The organism is Sorangium sp. So ce1153, assembly GCF_051521595.1.
Lineage (GTDB): Bacteria > Myxococcota_A > Polyangia > Polyangiales > Polyangiaceae > Sorangium.
In genome coordinates, this window is sequence record NZ_CP150361.1 from 9,976,007 (window position 1) to 9,996,302 (window position 20,296).

General features: G+C 72.2%; 12 protein-coding genes and 1 other RNA gene. 8 read left to right on the forward strand and 5 right to left on the reverse strand.

Translation table 11 applies throughout. The features are described 5' to 3' along the window. Positions 1 to 20: 20 nt before the first annotated feature. A complete protein-coding gene (locus tag WME85_RS35945) occupies positions 21 to 3,386 on the reverse strand; it encodes a response regulator (protein ID WP_437827604.1) in 3,366 nt (1,121 codons plus the stop codon). A 205-nt stretch (positions 3,387 to 3,591) separates the two neighbouring features. After that, positions 3,592 to 4,716 carry a 6-phosphofructokinase gene (locus WME85_RS35950; protein ID WP_437827605.1) on the reverse strand — a complete coding sequence of 375 codons (1,125 nt, stop codon included), beginning with the start codon at positions 4,714 to 4,716 and terminating at the stop codon, positions 3,592 to 3,594. 335 nt (positions 4,717 to 5,051) lie between these two features. Here WME85_RS35950 and WME85_RS35955 point away from each other — a divergent pair, with 335 nt between their 5' ends. After that, positions 5,052 to 6,293 carry a lysylphosphatidylglycerol synthase transmembrane domain-containing protein gene (locus WME85_RS35955; RefSeq protein ID WP_437827606.1) on the forward strand — a complete coding sequence of 414 codons (1,242 nt, stop codon included), beginning with the start codon at positions 5,052 to 5,054 and terminating at the stop codon, positions 6,291 to 6,293. Positions 6,294 to 6,353: 60 nt separating this feature from the next. Here WME85_RS35955 and WME85_RS35960 read toward each other — a convergent pair whose 3' ends face one another. Further along, positions 6,354 to 7,835, reverse strand: coding sequence for a Do family serine endopeptidase (locus tag WME85_RS35960; protein WP_437827607.1), 1,482 nt, complete (start codon positions 7,833 to 7,835; stop codon positions 6,354 to 6,356). A gap of 303 nt (positions 7,836 to 8,138) precedes the next feature. Between WME85_RS35960 and proC the strand changes: the two genes are divergently transcribed. From proC to rnpB, 3 genes are all read left to right on the forward strand, one after another. After that, the gene (gene proC / locus WME85_RS35965; RefSeq protein ID WP_437827608.1) at positions 8,139 to 8,996 is read left to right on the forward strand and encodes a pyrroline-5-carboxylate reductase; all 858 of its coding nucleotides are present in this window, start codon (positions 8,139 to 8,141) and stop codon (positions 8,994 to 8,996) included. 860 nt (positions 8,997 to 9,856) lie between these two features. Beyond that, a complete protein-coding gene (locus WME85_RS35970) occupies positions 9,857 to 10,519 on the forward strand; it encodes a hypothetical protein (protein ID WP_437827609.1) in 663 nt (220 codons plus the stop codon). 546 nt (positions 10,520 to 11,065) lie between these two features. Next, an RNA gene (gene rnpB, locus WME85_RS35975) (RNase P RNA component class A) lies at positions 11,066 to 11,530 on the forward strand. 239 nt (positions 11,531 to 11,769) lie between these two features. On the opposite strand, the gene WME85_RS35980 is transcribed toward rnpB, so the two are convergent. Together WME85_RS35980 and erpA are read right to left on the reverse strand one after the other, a co-directional pair. Next, a complete protein-coding gene (locus WME85_RS35980) occupies positions 11,770 to 12,621 on the reverse strand; it encodes a sigma-70 family RNA polymerase sigma factor (protein ID WP_061609350.1) in 852 nt (283 codons plus the stop codon). Positions 12,622 to 13,067: 446 nt separating this feature from the next. Beyond that, the gene (erpA, locus tag WME85_RS35985; RefSeq protein WP_272094801.1) at positions 13,068 to 13,391 is read right to left on the reverse strand and encodes an iron-sulfur cluster insertion protein ErpA; all 324 of its coding nucleotides are present in this window, start codon (positions 13,389 to 13,391) and stop codon (positions 13,068 to 13,070) included. A 418-nt stretch (positions 13,392 to 13,809) separates the two neighbouring features. Between erpA and metH the strand changes: the two genes are divergently transcribed. From metH to WME85_RS36005, 4 genes are all read left to right on the forward strand, one after another. After that, on the forward strand, positions 13,810 to 17,556 hold the full coding sequence (gene metH / locus WME85_RS35990) for a methionine synthase (RefSeq protein ID WP_437827610.1): 3,747 nt from the start codon (positions 13,810 to 13,812) through the stop codon (positions 17,554 to 17,556). Continuing rightward, positions 17,553 to 18,710 (forward strand): sensor histidine kinase, encoded by a 1,158-nt coding sequence (locus tag WME85_RS35995; RefSeq protein WP_437827611.1) that lies wholly within the window; start codon positions 17,553 to 17,555, stop codon positions 18,708 to 18,710. Before metH ends, WME85_RS35995 begins: the two co-directional genes overlap by 4 nt. Next, positions 18,707 to 19,363 carry a response regulator gene (locus WME85_RS36000; protein ID WP_437827612.1) on the forward strand — a complete coding sequence of 219 codons (657 nt, stop codon included), beginning with the start codon at positions 18,707 to 18,709 and terminating at the stop codon, positions 19,361 to 19,363. The genes WME85_RS35995 and WME85_RS36000 overlap by 4 nt, the downstream gene beginning before the upstream one ends. Before the next feature lie 228 nt (positions 19,364 to 19,591). Next, positions 19,592 to 20,224 (forward strand): DUF2306 domain-containing protein, encoded by a 633-nt coding sequence (locus WME85_RS36005; protein WP_437842429.1) that lies wholly within the window; start codon positions 19,592 to 19,594, stop codon positions 20,222 to 20,224. Positions 20,225 to 20,296 lie beyond the last annotated feature (72 nt).

Genomic DNA, 20,296 nt, shown 5'->3' on the forward strand with positions numbered 1-20,296 from the left:
CCCCCGCGCCCGCCGCCGGGTCACTCGACCGACACCGCTTCGGCCTGCTCGATCTGAGACAGCGCGGCGGCGAGCGCCTCGCGCGCGCGCTCCAGCGAGACGCGGTCGTCGCCCCACTTCGAGCGCGCCTTCTGCAGGCGGGCGCGCTCCACGGCGAGCTGCTCGGCGAGCTGCTCGCCGTGCGTCCTCAGGGTGTCGCGCTCCTCGGTCCGGTGCGAGAGCTGGGCGCCGAGCTCGCTCTCCCGCTGCTCGGCCGCGGTGAGCCGGCCCTGCATCTCCTCGATCCCGCGCGCGCGCTCGGCGAGCTCCCCCAGCAGGCGGTCGCGCTCCTCGCTGCGCGCGGAGAGCTCTCCCGCGCGCTGCTCCAGCTGCTGCTCGAGCTCCTCCGTGCGGGCCTGGAGGTGCGCGACCTGGTTGCGCGCCTGCCCGAGCTCGGTCGAGAGCCCGCGGGCGATCTCGTCCAGCTCGTGCCGCTGCGCCGCCCAGGCGGCGTCCCGCTCGGCGATCTCGGCCTGGTGCGCCCCGCGGGCGTCGGCGAGCGCCTGCGCGTGCGCCGCCTCGGCCTGGGCCTGCCGATCGGCGGCGCGCGCCTCGAGCTCGGCCACGCGGTCCGCGTGGGCCTGCTCTGCGGCGCGCACGGCCTGCTCGCGCTCCTCCATGAGCTCGCGCTCTCGCGCCGCGAGCTGCGCCGCGAAGTCCGCGCGCGTGGCTTCGAGCGCCAGCGCGTGATCCTCGGCCTGGCGCTCGACGGCGCGCGCGTGCTCCTCGGCCTGGCGCTCGACGGCGCGCGCGTGCTCCTCGGCCTGGCGCTCGAGCGCCCGCGCGTGCTCGGTCCGGAGGCCGAGCAGCGCGGCCGCGCGCTCGCTGTCGCGCCGCTCGATCTCGCCCGCGTGCTCGCGCCGGAGCTCCTCGACGGCGGTCGCGTGCCCGCCGCGGAGCGCCTCGATCGCCGCGGCGTGCTCGCCCCGCAGCGCCTCGATCGCCGCGGCGTGCTCGGCCTGTTGCCGCTCGCTCGCGGCGACCTGCTCGGCGCGCACCCCTTGCAGCGCGGCCGCGTGCTCCGCGTTGATCCGCTCGACATCGGCGGCGTGCTCGGAGCGTGCCCCGTCCAGCGCTGCGGCGTGCTCGCGATCGCGCCGCTCGATCTCGCCCGTGTGCTCGCGCCGCAGCGCCTCGACCGCGGCCTCCTGCTCGCGCTGCGCCGCTTCGGCCTCGGCCCTCAGCCGGTCCAGCGCCGCGGCGTGCTCGGCCCTCAGCCCATCCATGGCCGCGGCGTGCTCGGCCCTCAGCCCATCCATGGCCGCGGCGTGCTCGGCCTTCAGCCCGTCCACCGCCGCGGCGTGCTCCGCCCTCAGCCCTTCCAGTGCCGCGGCGTGCTCGGCCTTCAGCCCGTCCACCGCCGCGGCGTGCTCCGCCCTCAGCCCTTCCACGACCGCGGCGTGCTCCGCCCGCAGCCCGTCCGCCGTCGCGGCAGACTCGGCCCTCGCCCGCTCGAGCACCGCAGCGTGCTCGCCGGCGAGCCTGTCGACGGCCGCGCGGTGCTCGGTGGCCTGCTGCTCGATCCGCGCGGCGTGCTCGGCGTTCAGCCGATCGGTCTCCGCCCGGTGGCCCGCGAGCGCCTGCTCGAAGCGCTCCCGCTCGGCCTGCGTGCGCTCCTCGATCTCGCGCTGCGCCGACGCCTCCGCGGCCTCGATCGCCTGGGATTTCTCGTCCGCCGCGGAGCGGAGCGCCTCCGTGTGCGCCGCCTCCGCATCCATCAGCGCCTGCCGCGCCGCCGAGAGCTCCGCGTCGCGCGCGGCGACCTGCGCCTGAAGCTTGTCGGTGCGCGCCTTGAAGTCGTCGGCGCGCTTCGCGGCGAGCTCCTTGTCGGCGCGGAGCGACGCGAGCTGCGCGCCGAGATCCTCGCTCGAGCGCTCGAGCTCGAGGAGCCTGTCGACCTGATCGGCCTTCTCTCGCTCGAGCGACAGCGTCTGATCCCGGAGCTCCAGGAGCTCCTTGTCCTTGCGCGACATCTGGTCGCGCAGCGCGAGGATCTCCTTGTCCTTCTTGTTCAGCGCCTCGCGCAGGTCGAGGAACTCGCGGCTCGACACGCCGCCGGGCCGGGAGCCGCTGCCGCCGGCCGCGAGCTTCGCCTTGACCTCGTCGAGCTCGCGCCGGAGGCGGGACGCCTCCTGGGTGCCGTCGTTCGCCGTGGAGAGCTCGCCCTCGAGGCGGAGCGAGGTCGCGCGCGCGGCGGCCACCTCCTTGGTGAGGCGGACGATCTCGCCCTTGGACCGATCCAGCTCGGCGCGCAGGCGCTCGATCTCGCCCGAGTCCACCTCGGAGCGAGGCGGCGCCGGCGGCGCAGGGGTCATCCGCCCGCGCTCGGAGATCGGCGCGCGGTAAGCGGCGGCCCCGCGCTCGGAGATCGGCGCGCGGTAAGCGGCGGCCCCGCGCTCGGAGACCGGCGCGCGGTAGGCGGCGATCGGCGACGAGCTCACGGGCGGGGGCGCCGACGCGGGTACGGGCGTCCTGGTGGACGCCGGCGCCCGCGTCGACGGCGTGGTGGACGCCGGCGCCCGCGTCGACGGCGCGACCGACGGCCTGGGGATGGTCCGATCGTCGATCGGCTCCTCCTCCTCGTCGCGGATCAGCCGGGTGAAGGCGCCGCCGATGAACTCCTCGATGTCCTCGTCCGGCTTGCCGGGCCCCGATCTCGCCCCCGTCCCCTGCGGCGGCCTCGGCGGGCCCGGCACCTGGACGACGCGCGGATCCGCCGCGGCGGCAGGAGGCGCGGGAGGCGCGGCAGAGCGCGGCGCAGGCGGCGCGGCAGAGCGCGGCGCGGGCGGCGGGGCGGAGCGCGGCGCGGGCGGCGGGGCGGAGGGCGACGCGGCGGGCGGCGGGGCGCTCGCGCGCGCGCCGTTCGCGATCACCGTCGCCGTGATGATCGTGGGATCCCCCGAGTCCTCGTCGATGTCGGCCTCGAGCACCTCGGCCTCATCGATCATGATCGGATCGGCCTCCGCGTCCTCTCCGTCGAGCGGGACGTAGGTGCGGATGTGCTCGAGGAGCTCGCCGAACGCGATCGGCTTGTGGATGTAGTCCTCCGCGCGGGTCCTGAGCTTCCGGTGCTGCTCGAACGTCTCCTCGCTCGACTCGCTCGACATGATGACGAGCGGGACATCCTTGAGCTGGGCGTCCTTCTTGAGCTTGTTGCAGACCGAGAAGCCGTTCATGCGCGGCAGCTCGATCGACAGCAGGATGAGATCGGGGCGATCGGCCGCGGCGACCTGCAGGCCGACATTGCCGTCATCGACCACCTGGACGGTGCAGCCGAGGCGGCCCAGTTCGGTGCGGAGCTCCCCGGCGAACGCCGGATCGCTCTCAAATACGAGGACTTTCGTCATGTTCCGGGGTGTGCGCGGGTTCGGAGGGGAACCCAAGATATCGGCCCCCTTCGACGAGTGTCAAACACGAGGCTGGACACGCCGTTCTGGCCGTCCGGCCGACAACGTGAGGAGCGATGAGCCGACCGGTCCAGGGTGCGATACCGGACGATCCGGGGTTCTTATTGCCGGGACGAGGGCAGACAGCGGTAGACTCGCTCGCGGCTCACCTGTCGACGAAGTGGCCGGGCGGCTCGTCGCCGAAGCACAGGCCCATCTCGCGGGCCGTGACGACCGTGTCCGAGTCGAGCGGCACCGTCTTCGTCTTGCCGGCGACGTCGGCGAGGGGGACGAGCTCGATCCGGTTCGCGCGCAGCGCGACCATCCCGCTCCCGCAGTCCTCGACGAGGCAGCGCGCCGCGGCCGCGCCGAAGCGGAGCGCGAGCAAGCGGTCCGCCGTCGTGGGCCCGCCGCCGCGCTGCAGGTGACCGAGCACCATGGAGCGCGCCTCCTTGCCGGTGCGGGCCGCGAGCTCCTTCGCCACGCGCTCGGCCACGCCCCCGAGGACGGCGGTGCGGCGAAACGCGTCGCCCGCGTCCTTGATGGTCAGCTCCCCGCCCTGCGAGTACGCCCCCTCCGCCGCCACCACGATGGAGAAGCGGCGCCCGCGCGACTCCCGGAGGCGGATCTTCTCGGCGATCGCCTCGTACCGGAACGGGATCTCCGGCATCAGGATGGCGTCGGCGCCCCCGGCGATGCCGGCGTTGAGGGCGATCCAGCCCGCGTGACGCCCCATCACCTCCACGACCATGATCCGCTCGTGCGCCTCGGTCGTGGAGTGGAGCCGATCGAGCGCCTCGGTCGCGATGGAGACCGCCGTGTCGAAGCCGAACGTGATGTCCGTGCAGCAGACGTCGTTGTCGATCGTCTTCGGCACGCCGATCACGAGGGGCAGCCCGCGCTCGAGGAGCTGGTGCGCGATCCGCATCGAGCCGTCCCCGCCCACCGCGATGAGCGCGTCGAACCCATGCGCGCGGAACCTCCGCACGAGGTCGTCGGACCGGTCCCGCGGCACGAGCCCGTGCTCGCCTGGCGTCGGGTAATGGAACGGATCGCCGCGGTTCGCGGTGCCCAGGATGGTGCCGCCGAGGTGTGCGATGCCCCGAACGCGCTCGCGATCGAGCCGGAAGAGGCCGTCCGGAGTGTCGTCGAGCAACCCGCGGTAGCCCTGCCGGATCCCCCAGACCTCCCAGCCGCGCTCGAGCGCGGCGAGCGTGGCCGCGCGAATGACAGCGTTGAGCCCGGGCGCGTCGCCTCCGCCGGTGCTGATAGCGATCTTGCGTGCCGCCATGAGGGGCGCAGCATTGCGAGCTCTCCTCGGCGACGCAACAGACATCTCCGCGTCGCGCCCTCGCGCGGCGCGGCGGCTTGGAAGCGCGCGCCTCCAGGCCGTCGCTGCGCCACGACGAGCCGCGACCCCGCGGGCGTGCTGCGACGAGCGCAGGGCGAACCCGCCGCGAACCGATCTTCGCACCTCGCTGCCGGCCGCGCGACCAGGCGTGTCGCTCGCGGTCGGGGCCGCCGCGGGAGGCGCCTCGAGCCGGCGGAGCGACGGCATGACGGTCGCGAGCGCCGCCGACAGGGTATAGGCATGCGCATGCGGTCACCCCGGACGCGCGCCCCCGTATGAACCGCGCCACCCTGATCCGAGGCATCCAGCTCATCGTCACGCTGACGCTCGCGTCGTTCGCGTACGTGCTCTACAGCGAGATCCACGACAAGCAGGAGAGCCTCGCCGCCGGGCTCGCGCACGTGCGGCCGGGCTGGCTGCTCGTCGGCGCCGTGCTGGCGCTGCAGGAGGGCGTGTTCGGGGGCCTCAGGATCTGGGTCCTCGGGCGCGTGCTCTGGCCCGGGCTCCGCCTGCGCACGGCGGTGACGTCGGAGTTCGTGCTGATGTTCTGCGCCGGGGTGACCCCCGGGCAGGCCGGCGCGGCGCCCTCGCAGGCCGCCGTCCTCGTGCACGGCGGCATGCGCCTCGTCGACGTCGCCACGGCCGCGCTGCTCACCGCCTCGTGCACGGTCTCGTTCTTCCTGCTGTCCGCCGTCGCCATCTTCACGCTCCGGTACCACGGGATGCTCGTCCTGCAGGGGGGCCAGCAGATCGAGTGGCTGCTCCTGTTCACCGTCGCCATGTTCGGCTCCGGGCTCGTGGCGCTCATCGCCGCGGCGGCGTACCCGCCGCTCCTCAAGGCGGTCGTCCGCGCGCTGTCGGTGCCGCTCGGGAAGCTCCTGCGCGCCGTCCTGCTGGGCGCCCGGCGCGTGCCCCGGCTGCGGGCCCGCGCCGAGGCAGCGCTCGCCGCGCCCGGCAGCACGACCGCGCGCCTGCTGCGGAGCGTCGACGAGTTCCACCAGGGCTTCCGCATCTACATGCGCCGCGGCAAGCGCGCCTACGCCGCCGCCCTGCTGCTCACGTTCGGCTTCTTCTGCTCGCGGTTCGCCGTCGCCTACTTCATCCTGCTCGGGCTCGGCATCCCGACCTCGCCCTCGACCTTCGTCTCGGTGGGCCCGCCGATCTTCCAGGTCATCCTGACCCAGACGCTGCTCAACTTCGCGCTCTACATGAGCCCGACGCCCGGCGCGAGCGGCGTCGCCGAGCTCGGATCGAACGCGCTGATGTCACCCTGGGTGCGGGGCGCGTTCGTGGTGCCGTACGTCGTCCTCTGGCGGGTGCTCACGCTGTTCCTGTGCATGTTCGTGGGGGGCATCTACGTCTTCCGCTACCTCGGCACCGACGTGCTCGAGGAGCGCGTGAAGCAGACGGAGGCGGAGAAGCGCGCGCTCGAGGAGGCAGCGCGCGCGGCCGAGGAGGCGGCGCGCGCCGCCGAGGCGCAAGACGAGACCGCCGGCCGGCGGCGAGGCCTGGGGTGACGCGGGGCGGGGCGGCGCGGGACGGCTCGCGCCGGCCGCGCCGCCAGGCGCGGGGCGGGATCAGCGCGCGGGGATGGGCACGGCCGCGAACTGGACGACCTTCCCGCGCCGCACCTTGAGGAGCGCGATCGACCCGTCCTTGACCTTCCCGATGGCCGCGCGGAGCCCGGCCACATCCTTGACCGGCGCGCCGTTCACCTCGAGGATCACGTCGCCCACCTGGATCTCCTGCTGGTCGCTGCCCGACGCGAACCCGTCGACCCGCACCCCGCCGCCGGCGGCGTCGGAGATCTGGATTCCGAGCTTCTCGGCACTCTGCTGCCGCTCGGGGCGGGCGCCCTGGGTCGGCCGCGGGCGATTTCCGGCCTCGCCCTCCTCGTCCTGGAGCGCGTCCAGCTTGGCCACGAGCTCCTGCCGCTTCTCGGCGCGCACCACGGTCACCTTGATCTCGGAGCCGGGGGCGTTGCGCGCCACGTTGCGCCGCAGCTCCTCGGCGTGGAGGATCGGGACGCCGTTGACGTCCACGATGACGTCGCCCGGCTTGATGCCGGCGCGCGCGGCGGCGCCGCCCGGCTCGACCTCGGCGACGAGCGCGCCCTTCGGCCCGTCCAGCTTGAGCGCCGCGGCGAGATCGCGCGTGACGGGCTGGAACAGGAGGCCGAGCTTGCCGCGCTCGACGAACCCCTTCTCGCGGAGCTGCGGGAGCACGTCCTTCAGCGCGTCGATCGGGATCGCGAAGCCGATGCCGTTGGCGCCCGCCCGGATGGCGGTGTTGATGCCCACGACCTCGCCCCGCCAGTTGAACAGCGGCCCGCCGCTGTTGCCCGGGTTGATGGAGGCGTCGGTCTGGATGAAGTCGTCGTAGGGCCCCGCGCCGATCGCGCGCGCCTTCGCGCTCACGATGCCGAGCGTGACCGTGTGGCCGAGGCCGAACGGGTTGCCGACCGCGAGCACGTGCTCTCCGACCCGCAGCTGCTCGCTCGACCCGAGCGGCGCCACGGGCAAGCCGTTCGCGCCCTTCAGGTGCAGGAGCGCGAGGTCGAGCTTGGGATCGCGGCCGACGACCTCGGCCTCGAACTCCCGCTCGTCGGCGAGCCGGACGCGGACGCCGGACGCGTCGTGGATGACGTGCTCGTTCGTCACCACGTAGCCGCTCGGGTCGATGATGAAGCCGGTGCCGAGCGCCGTCTGCGTGGGCCGCGGGCCGCGCGGGGCGCCGCGGCCGCCGCCCTGGGGGCCGAAGAAGAAGTCGAAGGGATCGAGCCCCTCGCGACCCACGGATTCATGGGTCGTCGTGATGTTGACGACCATCGGCCGCACCCGGTCGGACAGCGCGGCGACGTCGAAGGTGGCCGGCACCGGCGCGGGCGGGAGCGTCACCGTCGACACGGGCGGCGCTGCGTCCGCCGGCGCGACGGCCGCGGCCTGGGTGGAAGGGGGCGTGGCGTGAGCCTGTTGACCGCACCCGCCCAGCGAGAGCGCCGCCAGCGAGAGCAGCGCGAGGACCGAAGCGCGGGAGCGATGGGAAACCGCTTGAATCATGGAATCTCCGTCGGGCAGTCGAGGGGTCCCGTCCTGCGATCGGCGAACAGGGGACGCACTGCGTTCATTCCGGCGCAGAAATAACGCCCCGCGCTCCGCTGACAAGGGCGGGCGCCGGGGCACCGGCGCGCGGCGCGCGCTCAGGGCATCGGCGCTCGCCCTTGTCAGCGGAGCGCGCTGGCCGCCGGCCGGTCCGCCGTCCATGGCGGCGCCGCGCGTCCGCCGCGCCGGCGGCGGGGCATGTCGAGATTTGAGCCGCGAGCTCGGCAGGGCTGCTAGGGTGCGCGCTCCTGGAGGCGAGCGATGCAGAGCGACGAGGGCCTACTGCGAGGGCGCAAGATCGGGTTTCTTGGCGGCGGGAACATGGCAGAGGCGCTCATCCGAGGCCTGCTCCAGGGAGGCGCCGTGGGCGCGGCGCAGGTCCGGGCGAGCGATCTGAAGGGCGAGCGCCTCAAGTTCCTGCGCGAGCGCTACGGCATCGAGACCACCGAGGACAACGACGCGCTCTGCCGGTGGGCTGACGTCCTGGTCATCGCCGTCAAGCCGCAGATCGTCGATCGCGTCCTCGCCCCGATCTCGGCGGGGCTCGGCGGCACCGACGTGGTGATCTCGGTCGCGGCCGGCGTGCCCATCGACGCCATCGAGGCCCGCCTGCCGGAGGGCGCGCGCGTCATCCGCAGCATGCCGAACACCGCCGCGATCGCGCTCGCCGGCGCCACGGCGATCTCCGCCGGCAGCCACGCGACGAGCGACGATGTCGAGATCGCGCGGACCCTGTTCCAGGCGGTCGGTCGCGTGGTCGTGCTCGACGAGTCGCTGCTCGACGCGGTGACCGGCCTGTCCGGCAGCGGCCCCGCCTACGTCATGCTGATGATCGAGGCGCTCGCCGACGGCGGCGTCAAGGTCGGCCTCGGCCGGGACGCGGCGCTGCTGCTCGCCGCGCAGACGGTGTATGGCGCCGCCAAGCTCCAGCTCGAGACAGGCGAGCACCCCGGGCGGCTGAAGGACATGGTGACGAGCCCCGGCGGCACCGCCATCGCCGGCCTCCACACGCTGGAGGCAGGCGGCCTCCGGCGCACGTTGATCGACGCGGTCGAGGCCGCGTCCAACCGCTCTGCCGAGCTGGGCGCCCAGATGGCGAAGAAGCTCCGCCGCAGCTGACGCGAAGCAAGCCGCAGGAGGCCGGCGGCGCATCGGGCGCCGCGCCGGCGGAGTTAGCGCGGCAGTCGGCAGTCGGCAGTCGACACGCCCGCCAGGTGGCATGCACCATCAAGCGTGTGCCACGACATCGCCTCTGAGCTCTGAAGCGGTAAGGCGGAGTCTCCCTCCGATCTCATGGAGATCTCCCGGAGCACCGCCGCTGTCCCGCTCCGGCTCGGCAAGCGCCTGACGCGGAGGACGGAACGCGCTTCCGCCCGCGCCTTCCATCAGGCGTCGCTCGCGCGTACGCAGGCGGAGTCAACAGGAGCAAGGGTGTTCCTGGGGAGCAGGGCAGATGTAACGAGCGATGGCGCTCTGTCGCACCGCCTACAAGGAGAGGTGTGACGACATGGCATGCGGAGCGCGCACGAGCCACCGAGAGTGCTTCGTACGAATCCGCGGCGCCATCGAGCACACGAGCCGAGATGTCGAAGCACGGTTGAAGTCACCTGGCTCGATAGCCTCCATGAGCTCGCCGGCCCGAGCGTCGAGATTTTGCTCTCTGGATCATCCTCACTTCCGTTCAAGCGCGTCGCGTGCAGCATTGGCCACGCACGGCGGAGCTCGAGCGCATGGTTCCGGCGGCGCGGCGATCGCGGCAGGCGGACTTGGGAGACTGATCTTGCTCGTCCAGTGGGTTCACGCCGAACACCGCTGTCGCGCTCGTGGAGGGGAGACTTCGTCATTCCATGCGCGTCCGGGTTTGTCGAATGTTGCTCGGGACATCCCAACCTGGTTCGTCACCACGAAGCTTGACCTCGAGAGCAGAACGCATGACACTCCATCGCATGCATACATCACGATTCCTCTTTACAGGCATATTGACGGTTGTTGGCGCCCTCGTCGCGCTCCCTGGCTGTGGCGACGACGACGGTAGTGGAGGGAACGGCACCACCGCGACCACCACGGCCTCTGGCACCGGCGGCGCGGGCGGTGGCACCGGCGGTGACGGTGGCACCGGCGAAGGAGGCAGCGGTCAAGGGGGCGGCGACGGTGGCGGCGGCAGCGCGCCGGACGTCAGCTGTACCACCTACTGCGCGGCGCTCATGGCGAACTGTACCGGCGATGCTGCGCAGTACAAGAACGAGGCTTCCTGTGAAGCCTTCTGCGCCGATCTCCCCGAAGGAGCCGCAGGGGATACCTCGGGCAATTCGCTCGCGTGCCGCGCCTACCACGCCACCGCGGCCGCGACGGACCCAGACACGCACTGCGTCCACGCGGGCCCGGCGGGCGCCGGGGGCTGCGGCACGGCGGTCGAGGCGTTCTGCTCGGTCGCGCCCGCGGCGTGCCCCGACGTCTTCGCAGACACGGCTGCTTGCGACACCGCGGCCGCCGACTTCGATGCAGAAGAGCCCTACACGGGCCCTGACAGCATGGGCGACACGCTCGCCTGCCGCCTGTACCACCTCACGGAGGCCACGGTCGATCCGACGACGCACTGTCCGCACATCGGGGCCGACTCCCCTGTTTGCGCCGCCCCTTGATCGCGCCCGGGGAGGCGCGGCTCCCGTGCCGCGCCTCCCCGCTGTATCGCCGGCGGCGAAGACGGCCTGTGCTCCGGCCTCTCCAAGCTCCCTGGCGCGCGACGCGCCGACGGGCGAATTGCCACAGCTGTCACACTTCGCCACGCGAGATACCGACCCAGCGCGGTAAAGCCATCTTGAACGATGACGCCGCCGGACGGAATGGCCGCGGGCCACCACGCGTCGCCTCCGGTGCCGACGTCCCAATGGGGACGGCAGCCGCGGCTCGTGAAGCCGAGGCCACGCGCCCGGCCGGCGCGCTCGTGAAGCCGAGGCCACGCGCCCGACCGGCGCGCTCGTGAAGCCGAGGCCACGCGCCCGGCCGGCGCGCTCGTGAAGCCGAGGCCACGCGCCCGGCCGGCGCGCTCGTGAAGCCGAGGCCACGCGCCCGTCCCGGGAAGCGGCGCGTGGGTCGCGCCGCGCGCCGTGCCCGCAGCGCGCCCGCGCCGCGCAGCGCCGCGCGGAGGTGTTGGCGACCGGCCGTCTCTTGACTATGTTCGCCGCGTCGCAGCGGGACAGGCGATCGCCGGCGGCCGGGGAAACCCGGGCGCGGGAGGAAAGTCCGAGCTCCGCAGGGCAGGGTGCCGGGTAACGCCCGGTGAGAGCGATCTCGAGGAAAGTGCCACAGAGAACAGACCGCCGCGCCGCGCGCCTCGCAAGGGCGAGGAGCCTCCTGCCCGGACGGGCAGCGCTCCGAGCCTCCGCTGGCTCGCCGCGCGGCAAGGGTGAAACGGCGGGGTAAGAGCCCACCGCGCCCTTGGCAACAAGGGCGGCACGGCAAACCCCACCTGGAGCAAGGCCGCGTAGGGAGGCGTCCGCGGCGGCGAAAGCCGTCACGGCAAGGGCTGCCCGCCCCAGGCCTCCGGGTTGGCTGCTTGAGACGCGCGGCGACGCGCGTCCTAGAGGAATGATCGCCAGCGCGAGGGGGGCGACCCCCCGCGCAACAGAACTCGGCTTACGTCCCCTGTGACCACGAGGCCTCGCCCCCCGGCGGGGCCTCGCGCTTTTGTGATCGACCACCGCCCACGTGTGGCAAGGCGCCACGCGGCAGGCGCGGCGCCACGTGGCAGGCGCGGCGCCACGCGGCAGGCGCGGCGCCACGCGGCAGGCGCGGCGCCACGCGGCAGGCGCGGCGCCACGCGGCAGGCGCGGCAGGCGCAGCGCCACGCGGCGGGCGCGGCGCCACGCGGCAGGCGCGGCGCCACGCGGCGCTACGCCGCCAGCGGCTGGAGGCGGTCGCGCAGCTTCTTCTTGGCCCGCGCCTCGAGCTGCCGAGCCCGCTCGCGCGACACCCCCAGGCGACGCCCGATCTCGGCGAGCGACAGCTCCTCCTCGGGATCCGCCATCATCCGCGTCTCGACGATGTACCGCTCGCGCGGATCCAGGTTCTCCACCGCCTGCGTGAGCCGCTCGCGGAGCAGCGCCCCCTCCTCCGCGCGCGAGAAGCGCTCCTCCTGGTCCTGGTCGTCGGCCGGCAGCGTGTCGACCAGCGAGCGGGCGCCGTCCTCGAACACCTTGGTGTCGAGCGAGACGTCCCGGGCCTCCAGCCGGTGGGCCATCTCCAGCACCTTCTCCGCGGGCGCGCCGAACTTCTCGGCCAGCAGCCGGTCGCCCTCCTCCCCCTCGCCCACGAGGCCCGCGATGCGCGCCCGCTCCCGCCGCAGCCGGAAGAACATCTTGGAGCGCAGCGGGCCCGAGCCCACGCCGACCAGGCTCCAGGAGTGGATGACGTGGTTCAGGATGTACGCCCGGATCCAGTAGGCTGCGTAGGTCACGAAGCGATTTCCGCGATCGGGGTCGTACTTGCGGATCGCATGGACGATCCCGAAGTTCCCCTCGGCGATGAGGTCGGACAGAGGGATTCCGTAACGCCGGTAGCTGATCGCAATCGAGACAACATGCCTCAGGTTCGCGAGCGCGAGCGCGGCCGCGGCCTGCTCGTCGCCGTGGTCCCGCCACCGTCGAGCGAGCTCGACCTCTTCCTCGCGCGACAGCTCCGGGATCTGCCGAACATGCGTGATGTAGCGCGAAACTGCGCTGGCCTGATCTCGGGACGTTTGCACAGGGTTTCCTTCGAGGTCCGAAGACCCCGGTTCGGTTGATGAGGCCGGCCTGCGCCGGACCTCGGCTCCTGCTGTCGAGGCCGGCATGCGCCGGACCCCGATCGCGTTGATCGCTTCGCCGGCACTTGCCGCCGAAGTGGTTGGTTCGAGATTCCGAAGGGAGCAGCCCACCAAGACTGCGATGCAGTTGGCATGCCGCCCCGGGCGGGCAGGTTGTGCACCATCGCGCGACCCCATGGCGCACGACGGCTCAGGCGCGCCTGCGTGAGCAGCCAGGCAAAAAGGATGCGCTAGAAAGCCGGGAAGCGCCGGATGCTCCGGGCAGACGCGCTCACGCTGCCCGTGTGCATCTCACGTCGGCCGCTCCAGCGACGGGCGGAGCGAGCCAGGACGGAAGCGGGATCCAGCGGGGGGGAGGTCCGGTCGGGAGAGAACCGAACGCCGGATCAGACCGAGAACGAGGAGCCGCAACCGCAGGTGCTCTTCACCGACGGGTTGCTGAACTTGAACCCCGAGCCGTGGAGGCCTTCCACGTAATCGATCTCGGTGCCGTCGAGATACTGGAAGCTCAGCGGGTCGATGTAGAGCTTGACGCCACGGTCCTCGAACTCCTCGTCGAACTCCGTGGGCTTGTCCTCGAAGTAGAGGTCGTAGGAGAAGCCCGCGCATCCGCCGCCCACGACGCGCAGGCGCAGTCCCTGCCCCAGCAGTTCCTCCGCGGTCGCGATCTCCATCACCTTCTCGGCTGCCTTCTGCGTGATCGTGATCATCCTGGAATCTCCTCTGCGTACTTTCTCCGGCGGGGGGCGGTGGGTGTTTCCCGGGGGTGCTCGCCCTGCCGGTGGTAAGGGCAACCCAGCACGAGCCCGGCCGGCCGTGCCCTGGGGTGGGGTGCTCAGGGCTAGCCAAAGATACGCACCTCCAGGGATATCCGCCAGTGCCTCAGCCGCAGCGGGATACGGCAGGGCCCGGATCGCCCGTCCGGCGTGGTCGACGCTTCCCCATCCGGCGCGGCGAGGCCAGCCGTAAGGCAGGCGCCGAGAGCGCCGCTGGGCCGCGCCCGCTCGCCTCCCATGACGGCAGCCGGCGCCCGGCCTCGAGCTGCCGCTTGACGTCAGCGGGCGAGGCCGCCAGGCTGCAATCTGTTAATCCGGATTGGTGGATAATACCCAGGAGAAGAGCAGAGCCATGAACGGAAGCGAACGCTCCGCGCGCCTCGAAGAGATCCTCGATACCCAGATCCTGTGCCTCGACGGGGCGATGGGCACGATGATCCAGCGCTACCGCCTGGGCGAGGCCGACTACCGGGGCGAGCGCTTCCGCGACCACGCGATCGATCTCAAGGGCAACAGCGACCTCCTCGTTCTGACGCGGCCGGATGTCATCGCGGAGATCCACGGCGCCTACCTCGAGGCCGGCGCCGACATCATCGAGACGAACACCTTCACGGGGACCTCGATCGCCCAGGCCGACTACCGGCTGGAGTCGCTCGCGTACGAGATCAACCTGACCGCGGCCCGCATCGCGCGGAAGGCGGCCGACGCGTGGACGGCGCGCACGCCCGACAAGCCGCGCTTCGTCGCGGGCTCCATGGGGCCGACGCCGAAGACGCTGTCGATCTCGCCGAGCGTGAACGACCCGTCGTTCCGCGCGGTCACCTTCGACGAGCTGCGGCGGTCGTTCGCCGAGCAGGTGCGCGGGCTCGTCGACGGGGGGGCCGACGCGCTCCTCGCGGAGACGTTCCTCGACACGCTGAACATGAAGGCGTGCCTCGTCGCGATGGAGGAGGTCTTCGCGGACAAGGGGCGGCGCCTCCCGATCATGCTCAGCGTGACGATCACCGACCGGAGCGGCAGGACGCTCGCCGGCCAGACGATCGACGCGTTCTGGACGAGCGTCGAGCACGCGAGACCGCTCAGCGTCGGCCTCAACTGCGCCCTCGGCGCGGCCGACATGCGGCCCTACCTCGTGGACCTCGCGAAGCTCGCGCGGGCGCGGGTGAGCTGCTACCCGAACGCGGGCCTGCCGAACGCGTTCGGCGAGTACGACGAGCTCCCGGAGACGACGTCGCGGCTGCTCGCGGAGCTCGCGGACAGCGGGCTCGTGAACATCGTCGGCGGCTGCTGCGGGACGACGCCCGACCACATCCGCGCGATCGCCCAGGCGACGGCGAAGCTCAGGCCGCGGCCGGCGCCCGCGGAGCGCGACGGCTTCGGGCGCTTCAGCGGCCTGGAGACGCTCGTCATCCGGCCCGACACGAACTTCCTGATGATCGGCGAGCGGACCAACGTGACGGGCTCCGCCCGGTTCATGGAGCTCATCAAGAAGGGCGACTTCACGACCGCGCTGGAGGTGGCGCTCGATCAGGTGCGCGGCGGGGCGAACATCCTCGACGTCAACATGGACGAGGGCATGCTCGACTCCGAGCAGGCGATGACGACGTTCCTCAACCTCATCGCCACCGAGCCCGAGATCGCCCGCATCCCGGTCATGATCGACAGCTCGAAGTGGTCGGTCATCGAGGCGGGGCTCAAGTGCATCCAGGGCAAGGGGATCGTCAACTCGATCAGCCTCAAGGAGGGGCCGGAGGACTTCCTCAGGAAGGCGCGCACCGTCCGACGCTACGGGGCGGGCGTCGTGGTGATGGCGTTCGACGAGGTGGGCCAGGCCGAGACGGTGGAGCGGAAGGTCGCGATCTGCCAGCGCGCCTACGAGCTCCTCACCGAGGAGGTCGGCTTCGATCCGCAGGACATCCTCTTCGATCCGAACATCCTCGCGATCGCGACCGGCATCGAGGAGCACAGCGAGTTCGCCAGGAACTTCATCGAGGCGACGCGGATCATCAAGGCGACCTGCCCGGGGGCGCGCGTCAGCGGCGGCGTGTCGAACCTGTCGTTCTCGTTCCGCGGGAACAACGTGGTCCGCGAGGCGATGCACTCGGCCTTCCTGTACCACGCGATCCGGGCCGGCATGGACATGGGCATCGTGAACGCGGGGCAGCTCGCGGTCTACGAGGACATCCCGAAGGACCTGCTCGAGCGGGTGGAGGACGTCATCTTCAACCGGCGCCCGGACGCGACCGAGCGGCTCGTCGAGTTCGCCGAGCAGGTGAAGGGCAAGGGGAAGAAGAAGGAGTTCGACCTCGCCTGGCGCGAGGGCCCGGTCGAGGAGCGGCTGTCGCACGCGCTCGTGAAGGGGCTCGTCGACTTCATCGAGGCGGACGTCGAGGAGGCGCGGAACAGGTACGAGAAGCCGCTCTCCATCATCGAGGGGCCGTTGATGGACGGGATGAAGATCGTCGGCGAGCTGTTCGGCGCCGGGAAGATGTTCCTCCCGCAGGTGGTGAAGAGCGCCCGCGTGATGAAGCGCGCCGTCGCCTACCTCATGCCGTTCATGGAGGCCGAGAAGGCGGCGGGCGCCTCGTCGTCGCAGGGGAAGGTCGTGATGGCGACCGTGAAGGGCGACGTCCACGACATCGGCAAGAACATCGTGGGCGTGGTGCTCGGGTGCAACAACTACGAGGTCGTCGACCTCGGCGTGATGGTGCACCAGGACAGGATCCTGGAGGCCGCGCTGAACGAGAAGGCCGACATGATCGGGCTGAGCGGCCTGATCACGCCCTCGCTCGACGAGATGGTCAGCGTGGCGCGCGAGATGGAGCGGCGGGGCCTCCGGCTGCCGCTGCTCATCGGCGGGGCGACGACGAGCCGGCAGCACACGGCGGTGAAGATCGCGCCCGAGTTCAGCGGGACCGTGGTGCACGTGCTCGACGCGTCGCGGGCGGTCGGCGTCGTGTCGAGCCTGCTGGACCAGGCGAACCGGCCGGCGTTCGACGCGCAGAACCGGGAGGAGCAGGCCAAGCTGCGCGAGCTCTTCGCGAGGAAGCGGGCGAAGCCGCTCGTGACGCTCGCCGCGGCGGACGAGGGGCGGCTCAAGATCGCGTGGCGGCCCGAGGACATCGCGAGGCCGTCGTTCACGGGGCGGCGCGTGGTGGACGACGTGTCGCTCTCCGAGATCGCGAAGTACATCGACTGGACGTTCTTCTTCACCGCCTGGGAGCTCAGGGGGCCGTTCCCGCAGATCCTGGAGCACCCGCAGTACGGCGAGGCGGCGCGCGAGCTGTTCGAGCACGCGCAGAAGGTGCTGCGGCGGATCATCGACGGCGCGCTGCTCACGGCGCGGGGCGTCTACGGGTTCTGGCCGGCGAGCGGGGAGCAGCGGGACATCGTGCTGTACGAGGACGAGGCGCGCGCGCGCGAGCTCGTCCGGCTCAACATGCTCCGCCAGCAGCAGGTGAAGGCCGCGGGCGGGGGCGCCGCCGACGAGGAGGGCGAGAAGGCCGTGGGGGGAGAGCGGCCGTACCTGTCGCTCGCCGACTTCGTGGCGCCGCGGGCGAGCGGGCTCGCCGATCACGTGGGCGCTTTCGCGGTGACGGCGGGGCTCGGGCTCGATGAGGTCGTGCGCGCGTACGAGAAGGACAAGGACGACTACAGCGCGATCATCGCGAAGGCGCTCGCCGACCGGCTCGCGGAGGCGTTCGCGGAGCTGCTCCACGCGCGGGCGCGGAGGGACTGGGGGTACGGCGCGGGGGAGGCGCTGACCAACGAGGAGCTGATCGAGGAGAAGTACCGCGGGATCCGGCCGGCGTTCGGGTACCCGGCGTGCCCGGATCACACCGAGAAGAGCAAGCTGTTCGCGCTGCTCGACGCGCCCGCGATCGGCATCGAGCTGACCGAGACCTTCGCGATGACGCCGGCGGCGAGCGTCAGCGGCATCTACCTGGCGCACCCCGAGGCTCGGTATTTCATGGCGGGGCGCCTCGGCAGGGACCAGGTCGCGGACTACGCGAAGCGCAAGGGGATCGCGGTCGAGGCGGCCGAGAGGTGGCTGTCGCCGAGCCTCGGGTACGACCCGAAGGCGGCTGTGAGCGCATGAGGCAGGCGCGCGGTCTTCCTCGCCTCGCGGGATTCGAGCCGATCGCGCCGGATCCGCCGGGTCCGGGCAAGCGAGACTGGGTGCTGCTCGGCGTGCTCGTCGCGATCGGGCTGCTCGAGGTCGCCGCGAGGCTGGAGCGGTCGTGGACGTCCGCTTCTCTGGCGGTCGGCGTCGCGCTCCTGCCCACGGTAGTGTGGCGGCGTTCGCGGCCGCTCTTGATGATCTCGATCGCGTTCGGCGCGACCGCAGCCATCGCGCTGGCCCGGCTCTGGACCGGCGGCGACCTCCCCACGCTGAACACGGGCGTCTTCGTGTTGTTGCTCCCCTACTCCCTGTTCCGGTGGGGTGCAGGGCGCGAGATCATCATGGGATCGACCCTCATGCTGGCCTCGGCGTCGCTGGGTCTCCTCTCGAGACAGGCGAAGGTGAGCGACGTCATCGGGGGCTTCGCCGTCCTGCTCTCCGCCATGGCGCTCGGCGCGGCGGCCCGCTATCGGGCTCGCGCGCGCTCTCACGAGATCGAGCAGGTGAAGATGCGTGAGCGCGAGCAGCTCGCCCGCGACCTCCACGACACGGTCGCCCACCACGTGTCGGCCATCGCCATCCGCGCGCAGGCCGGCCTGGCCACGGCGCCCACGAACCCGGAGGCCGCGATCGACGCGCTCCGCGTCATCGCGACCGAGGCGTCGCGCACCCTCGCCGAGATGCGCGCGATGGTCCGGCTCCTGCGGCGAGACGAGTCCGCCGATCTCGCCCCCAGCCCGCGCATCGCGGACCTCGAGCGCCTGATCCAGCGGCCCGCCGAGGGCCCCGAGATCCATGTCCATATCTCCGGGGACCTCGACGACCTCTCCCCGTCGGTTTCCGCCGCCATCTACCGCCTCGCGCAGGAGTCGATCACCAACGCTCGTCGACACGCGCGGCACGCGACGCGGATCGACGTCGGAGTCACCGTCGACGACGCCTCGGTGCACCTGCGTGTCAGCGACGACGGCGACCCCACGCACGCTCGCCAGCCCGCATCGGCGGGCTACGGGCTCCTCGGTATGATGGAGCGAGCGGAGCTGCTCGGCGGCACGTGCCACGCGGGGCCCAACCCGGAGCGCGGCTGGACGGTGGCCGCCGTGCTGCCACGAAGAGGACCGACCCCATGAGCATTCGAGTCATCATCGCCGACGATCAGGAGATCGTCCGCACCGGGCTCACGATGATCCTCAACGCCCAGCCCGACATCGAGGTCGTGGGCGTCGCCGCCGACGGACTCCAGGCCGTGCGGCTGGCGCTCGACCTTCGTCCCGACGTGTGCCTGTTCGACATCCGCATGCCCGGCATCGACGGCATCGAGGCCACACAGCGGCTCGCCGGCCCGGATGTCGACCGGCCCGTCGCGGTCGTCGTGATCACCACCTTCGACCACGACGACTACGTGTATGGCGCCCTCAAGGCCGGCGCCCGCGGCTTCCTGCTGAAGGACGCCGGCCCTGACCTGCTCGCCCAGGCCATCCGCGCCGCCGCGAGCGGCGACGCCCTGATCGCTCCGAGCATCACCGCACGGCTGCTCGCCGCGTTCGCCGACTCCCGGCGCGAGCTGCCGCGAGCGCAGCCGAGGGAGGCCCTCACCGACCGCGAGGAAGAGGTCCTCCTCACCGTGGCCCGCGGGCGAACCAACGCCGAGATCGCCGACGAGCTCCACATCAGCCTCAGCACCGTCAAGAGCCACATCGCCAGCCTCATGACCAAGCTCGGCGCGCGCAACCGGGTCGAGATCGCCATCTGGGCGTACGAGACCCACCGCGTCCGGAGCTGATCGGCCGAAAGTACGATCCCACGGTCGAACTCTCGGCCGGCTCGGATCTGGCCGCTCTGCCAATGTCCCGCGACAGGAGCCATCATTACGCTCGAGCGCATGATGGATGAGAGCGCTGCGGTGTCCTGTCCTTCGCCCTCCGTGTCGCCGCTGAGCGGCCGGCGCCTCGAGGGCCGACGACAAGAGCGGTCGAGCACGACGATCCCCTCGGAGAAGGGGGTGGGGCGAGTGCCCGCGCTGCTGATCGCGCTCAGCGCGGTCCCGGTCATCGCCGGCGTCGTTCGCGTGGTCGGGCTGGCCGGCGGCGCCGAGATCACGCCGGAAAACGCCCGGTTCTTCGCGGCCCCCCTGCCCGCGGCGCTGCACATCGTCAGCGTCAGCGTGTGGTGCGTCCTGGGTGCTTTCCAGTTCTCATCCGGCCTGCGCCGCCGGAACCCCGGCTGGCACCGCGCTGCTGGACGGGTGCTGGTGCCTCTCGGGCTCGCCGCCGCGCTCTCGGGTCTGTGGCTGACCTGGACCTACCCCCCTGTCGACCACGACGGCCCGCTCCTCCATGCCATCCGGCTGGTGGTGGGCTCGGCGATGGTCCTGTTCATCAGCCTCGGGGTCGTCGCCGTCCGCCGCCGCGACATCGCCGGGCACCGCGCCTGGATGGTGCGTGGCTATGCGCTCGGCCTCGGGGCCGGCACGCAGGTGCTGACCCACGTGCCCTGGCTGCTGTTCGGAGGCATCCGGGACGAGCTTAGCAGGGCGCTCGCGATGGGGGCTGGCTGGGCGATCAACCTCGCCGTGGCCGAATGGATCCTCCGCAAGCGACCCGCCCTTCCGGCGCGGTCCCGCGCGCTCGGAACTCCATCATGAAGGTGCGCCCGACCGGCGACGTCGGGCGACCTGGCGCACGCGCGATCGCGGCGTCCTCCGCGGGCGGCCGCG

Excerpts from the sequence above, each read along its gene's own strand:
- WME85_RS35945 (WP_437827604.1), bottom strand. The coding sequence starts at position 3,386 with ATGACGAAAGTCCTCGTATTTGAGAGCGATCCGGCGTTCGCCGGGGAG.
- WME85_RS35950 (WP_437827605.1), bottom strand. The coding sequence starts at position 4,716 with ATGGCGGCACGCAAGATCGCTATCAGCACCGGCGGAGGCGACGCGCCC.
- WME85_RS35955 (WP_437827606.1), top strand. The coding sequence starts at position 5,052 with ATGAACCGCGCCACCCTGATCCGAGGCATCCAGCTCATCGTCACGCTG.
- WME85_RS35960 (WP_437827607.1), bottom strand. The coding sequence starts at position 7,835 with ATGATTCAAGCGGTTTCCCATCGCTCCCGCGCTTCGGTCCTCGCGCTG.
- proC (WP_437827608.1), top strand. The coding sequence starts at position 8,139 with ATGCAGAGCGACGAGGGCCTACTGCGAGGGCGCAAGATCGGGTTTCTT.
- erpA (WP_272094801.1), bottom strand. The coding sequence starts at position 13,391 with ATGATCACGATCACGCAGAAGGCAGCCGAGAAGGTGATGGAGATCGCG.
- metH (WP_437827610.1), top strand. The coding sequence starts at position 13,810 with ATGAACGGAAGCGAACGCTCCGCGCGCCTCGAAGAGATCCTCGATACC.
- WME85_RS35995 (WP_437827611.1), top strand. The coding sequence starts at position 17,553 with ATGAGGCAGGCGCGCGGTCTTCCTCGCCTCGCGGGATTCGAGCCGATC.
- WME85_RS36000 (WP_437827612.1), top strand. The coding sequence starts at position 18,707 with ATGAGCATTCGAGTCATCATCGCCGACGATCAGGAGATCGTCCGCACC.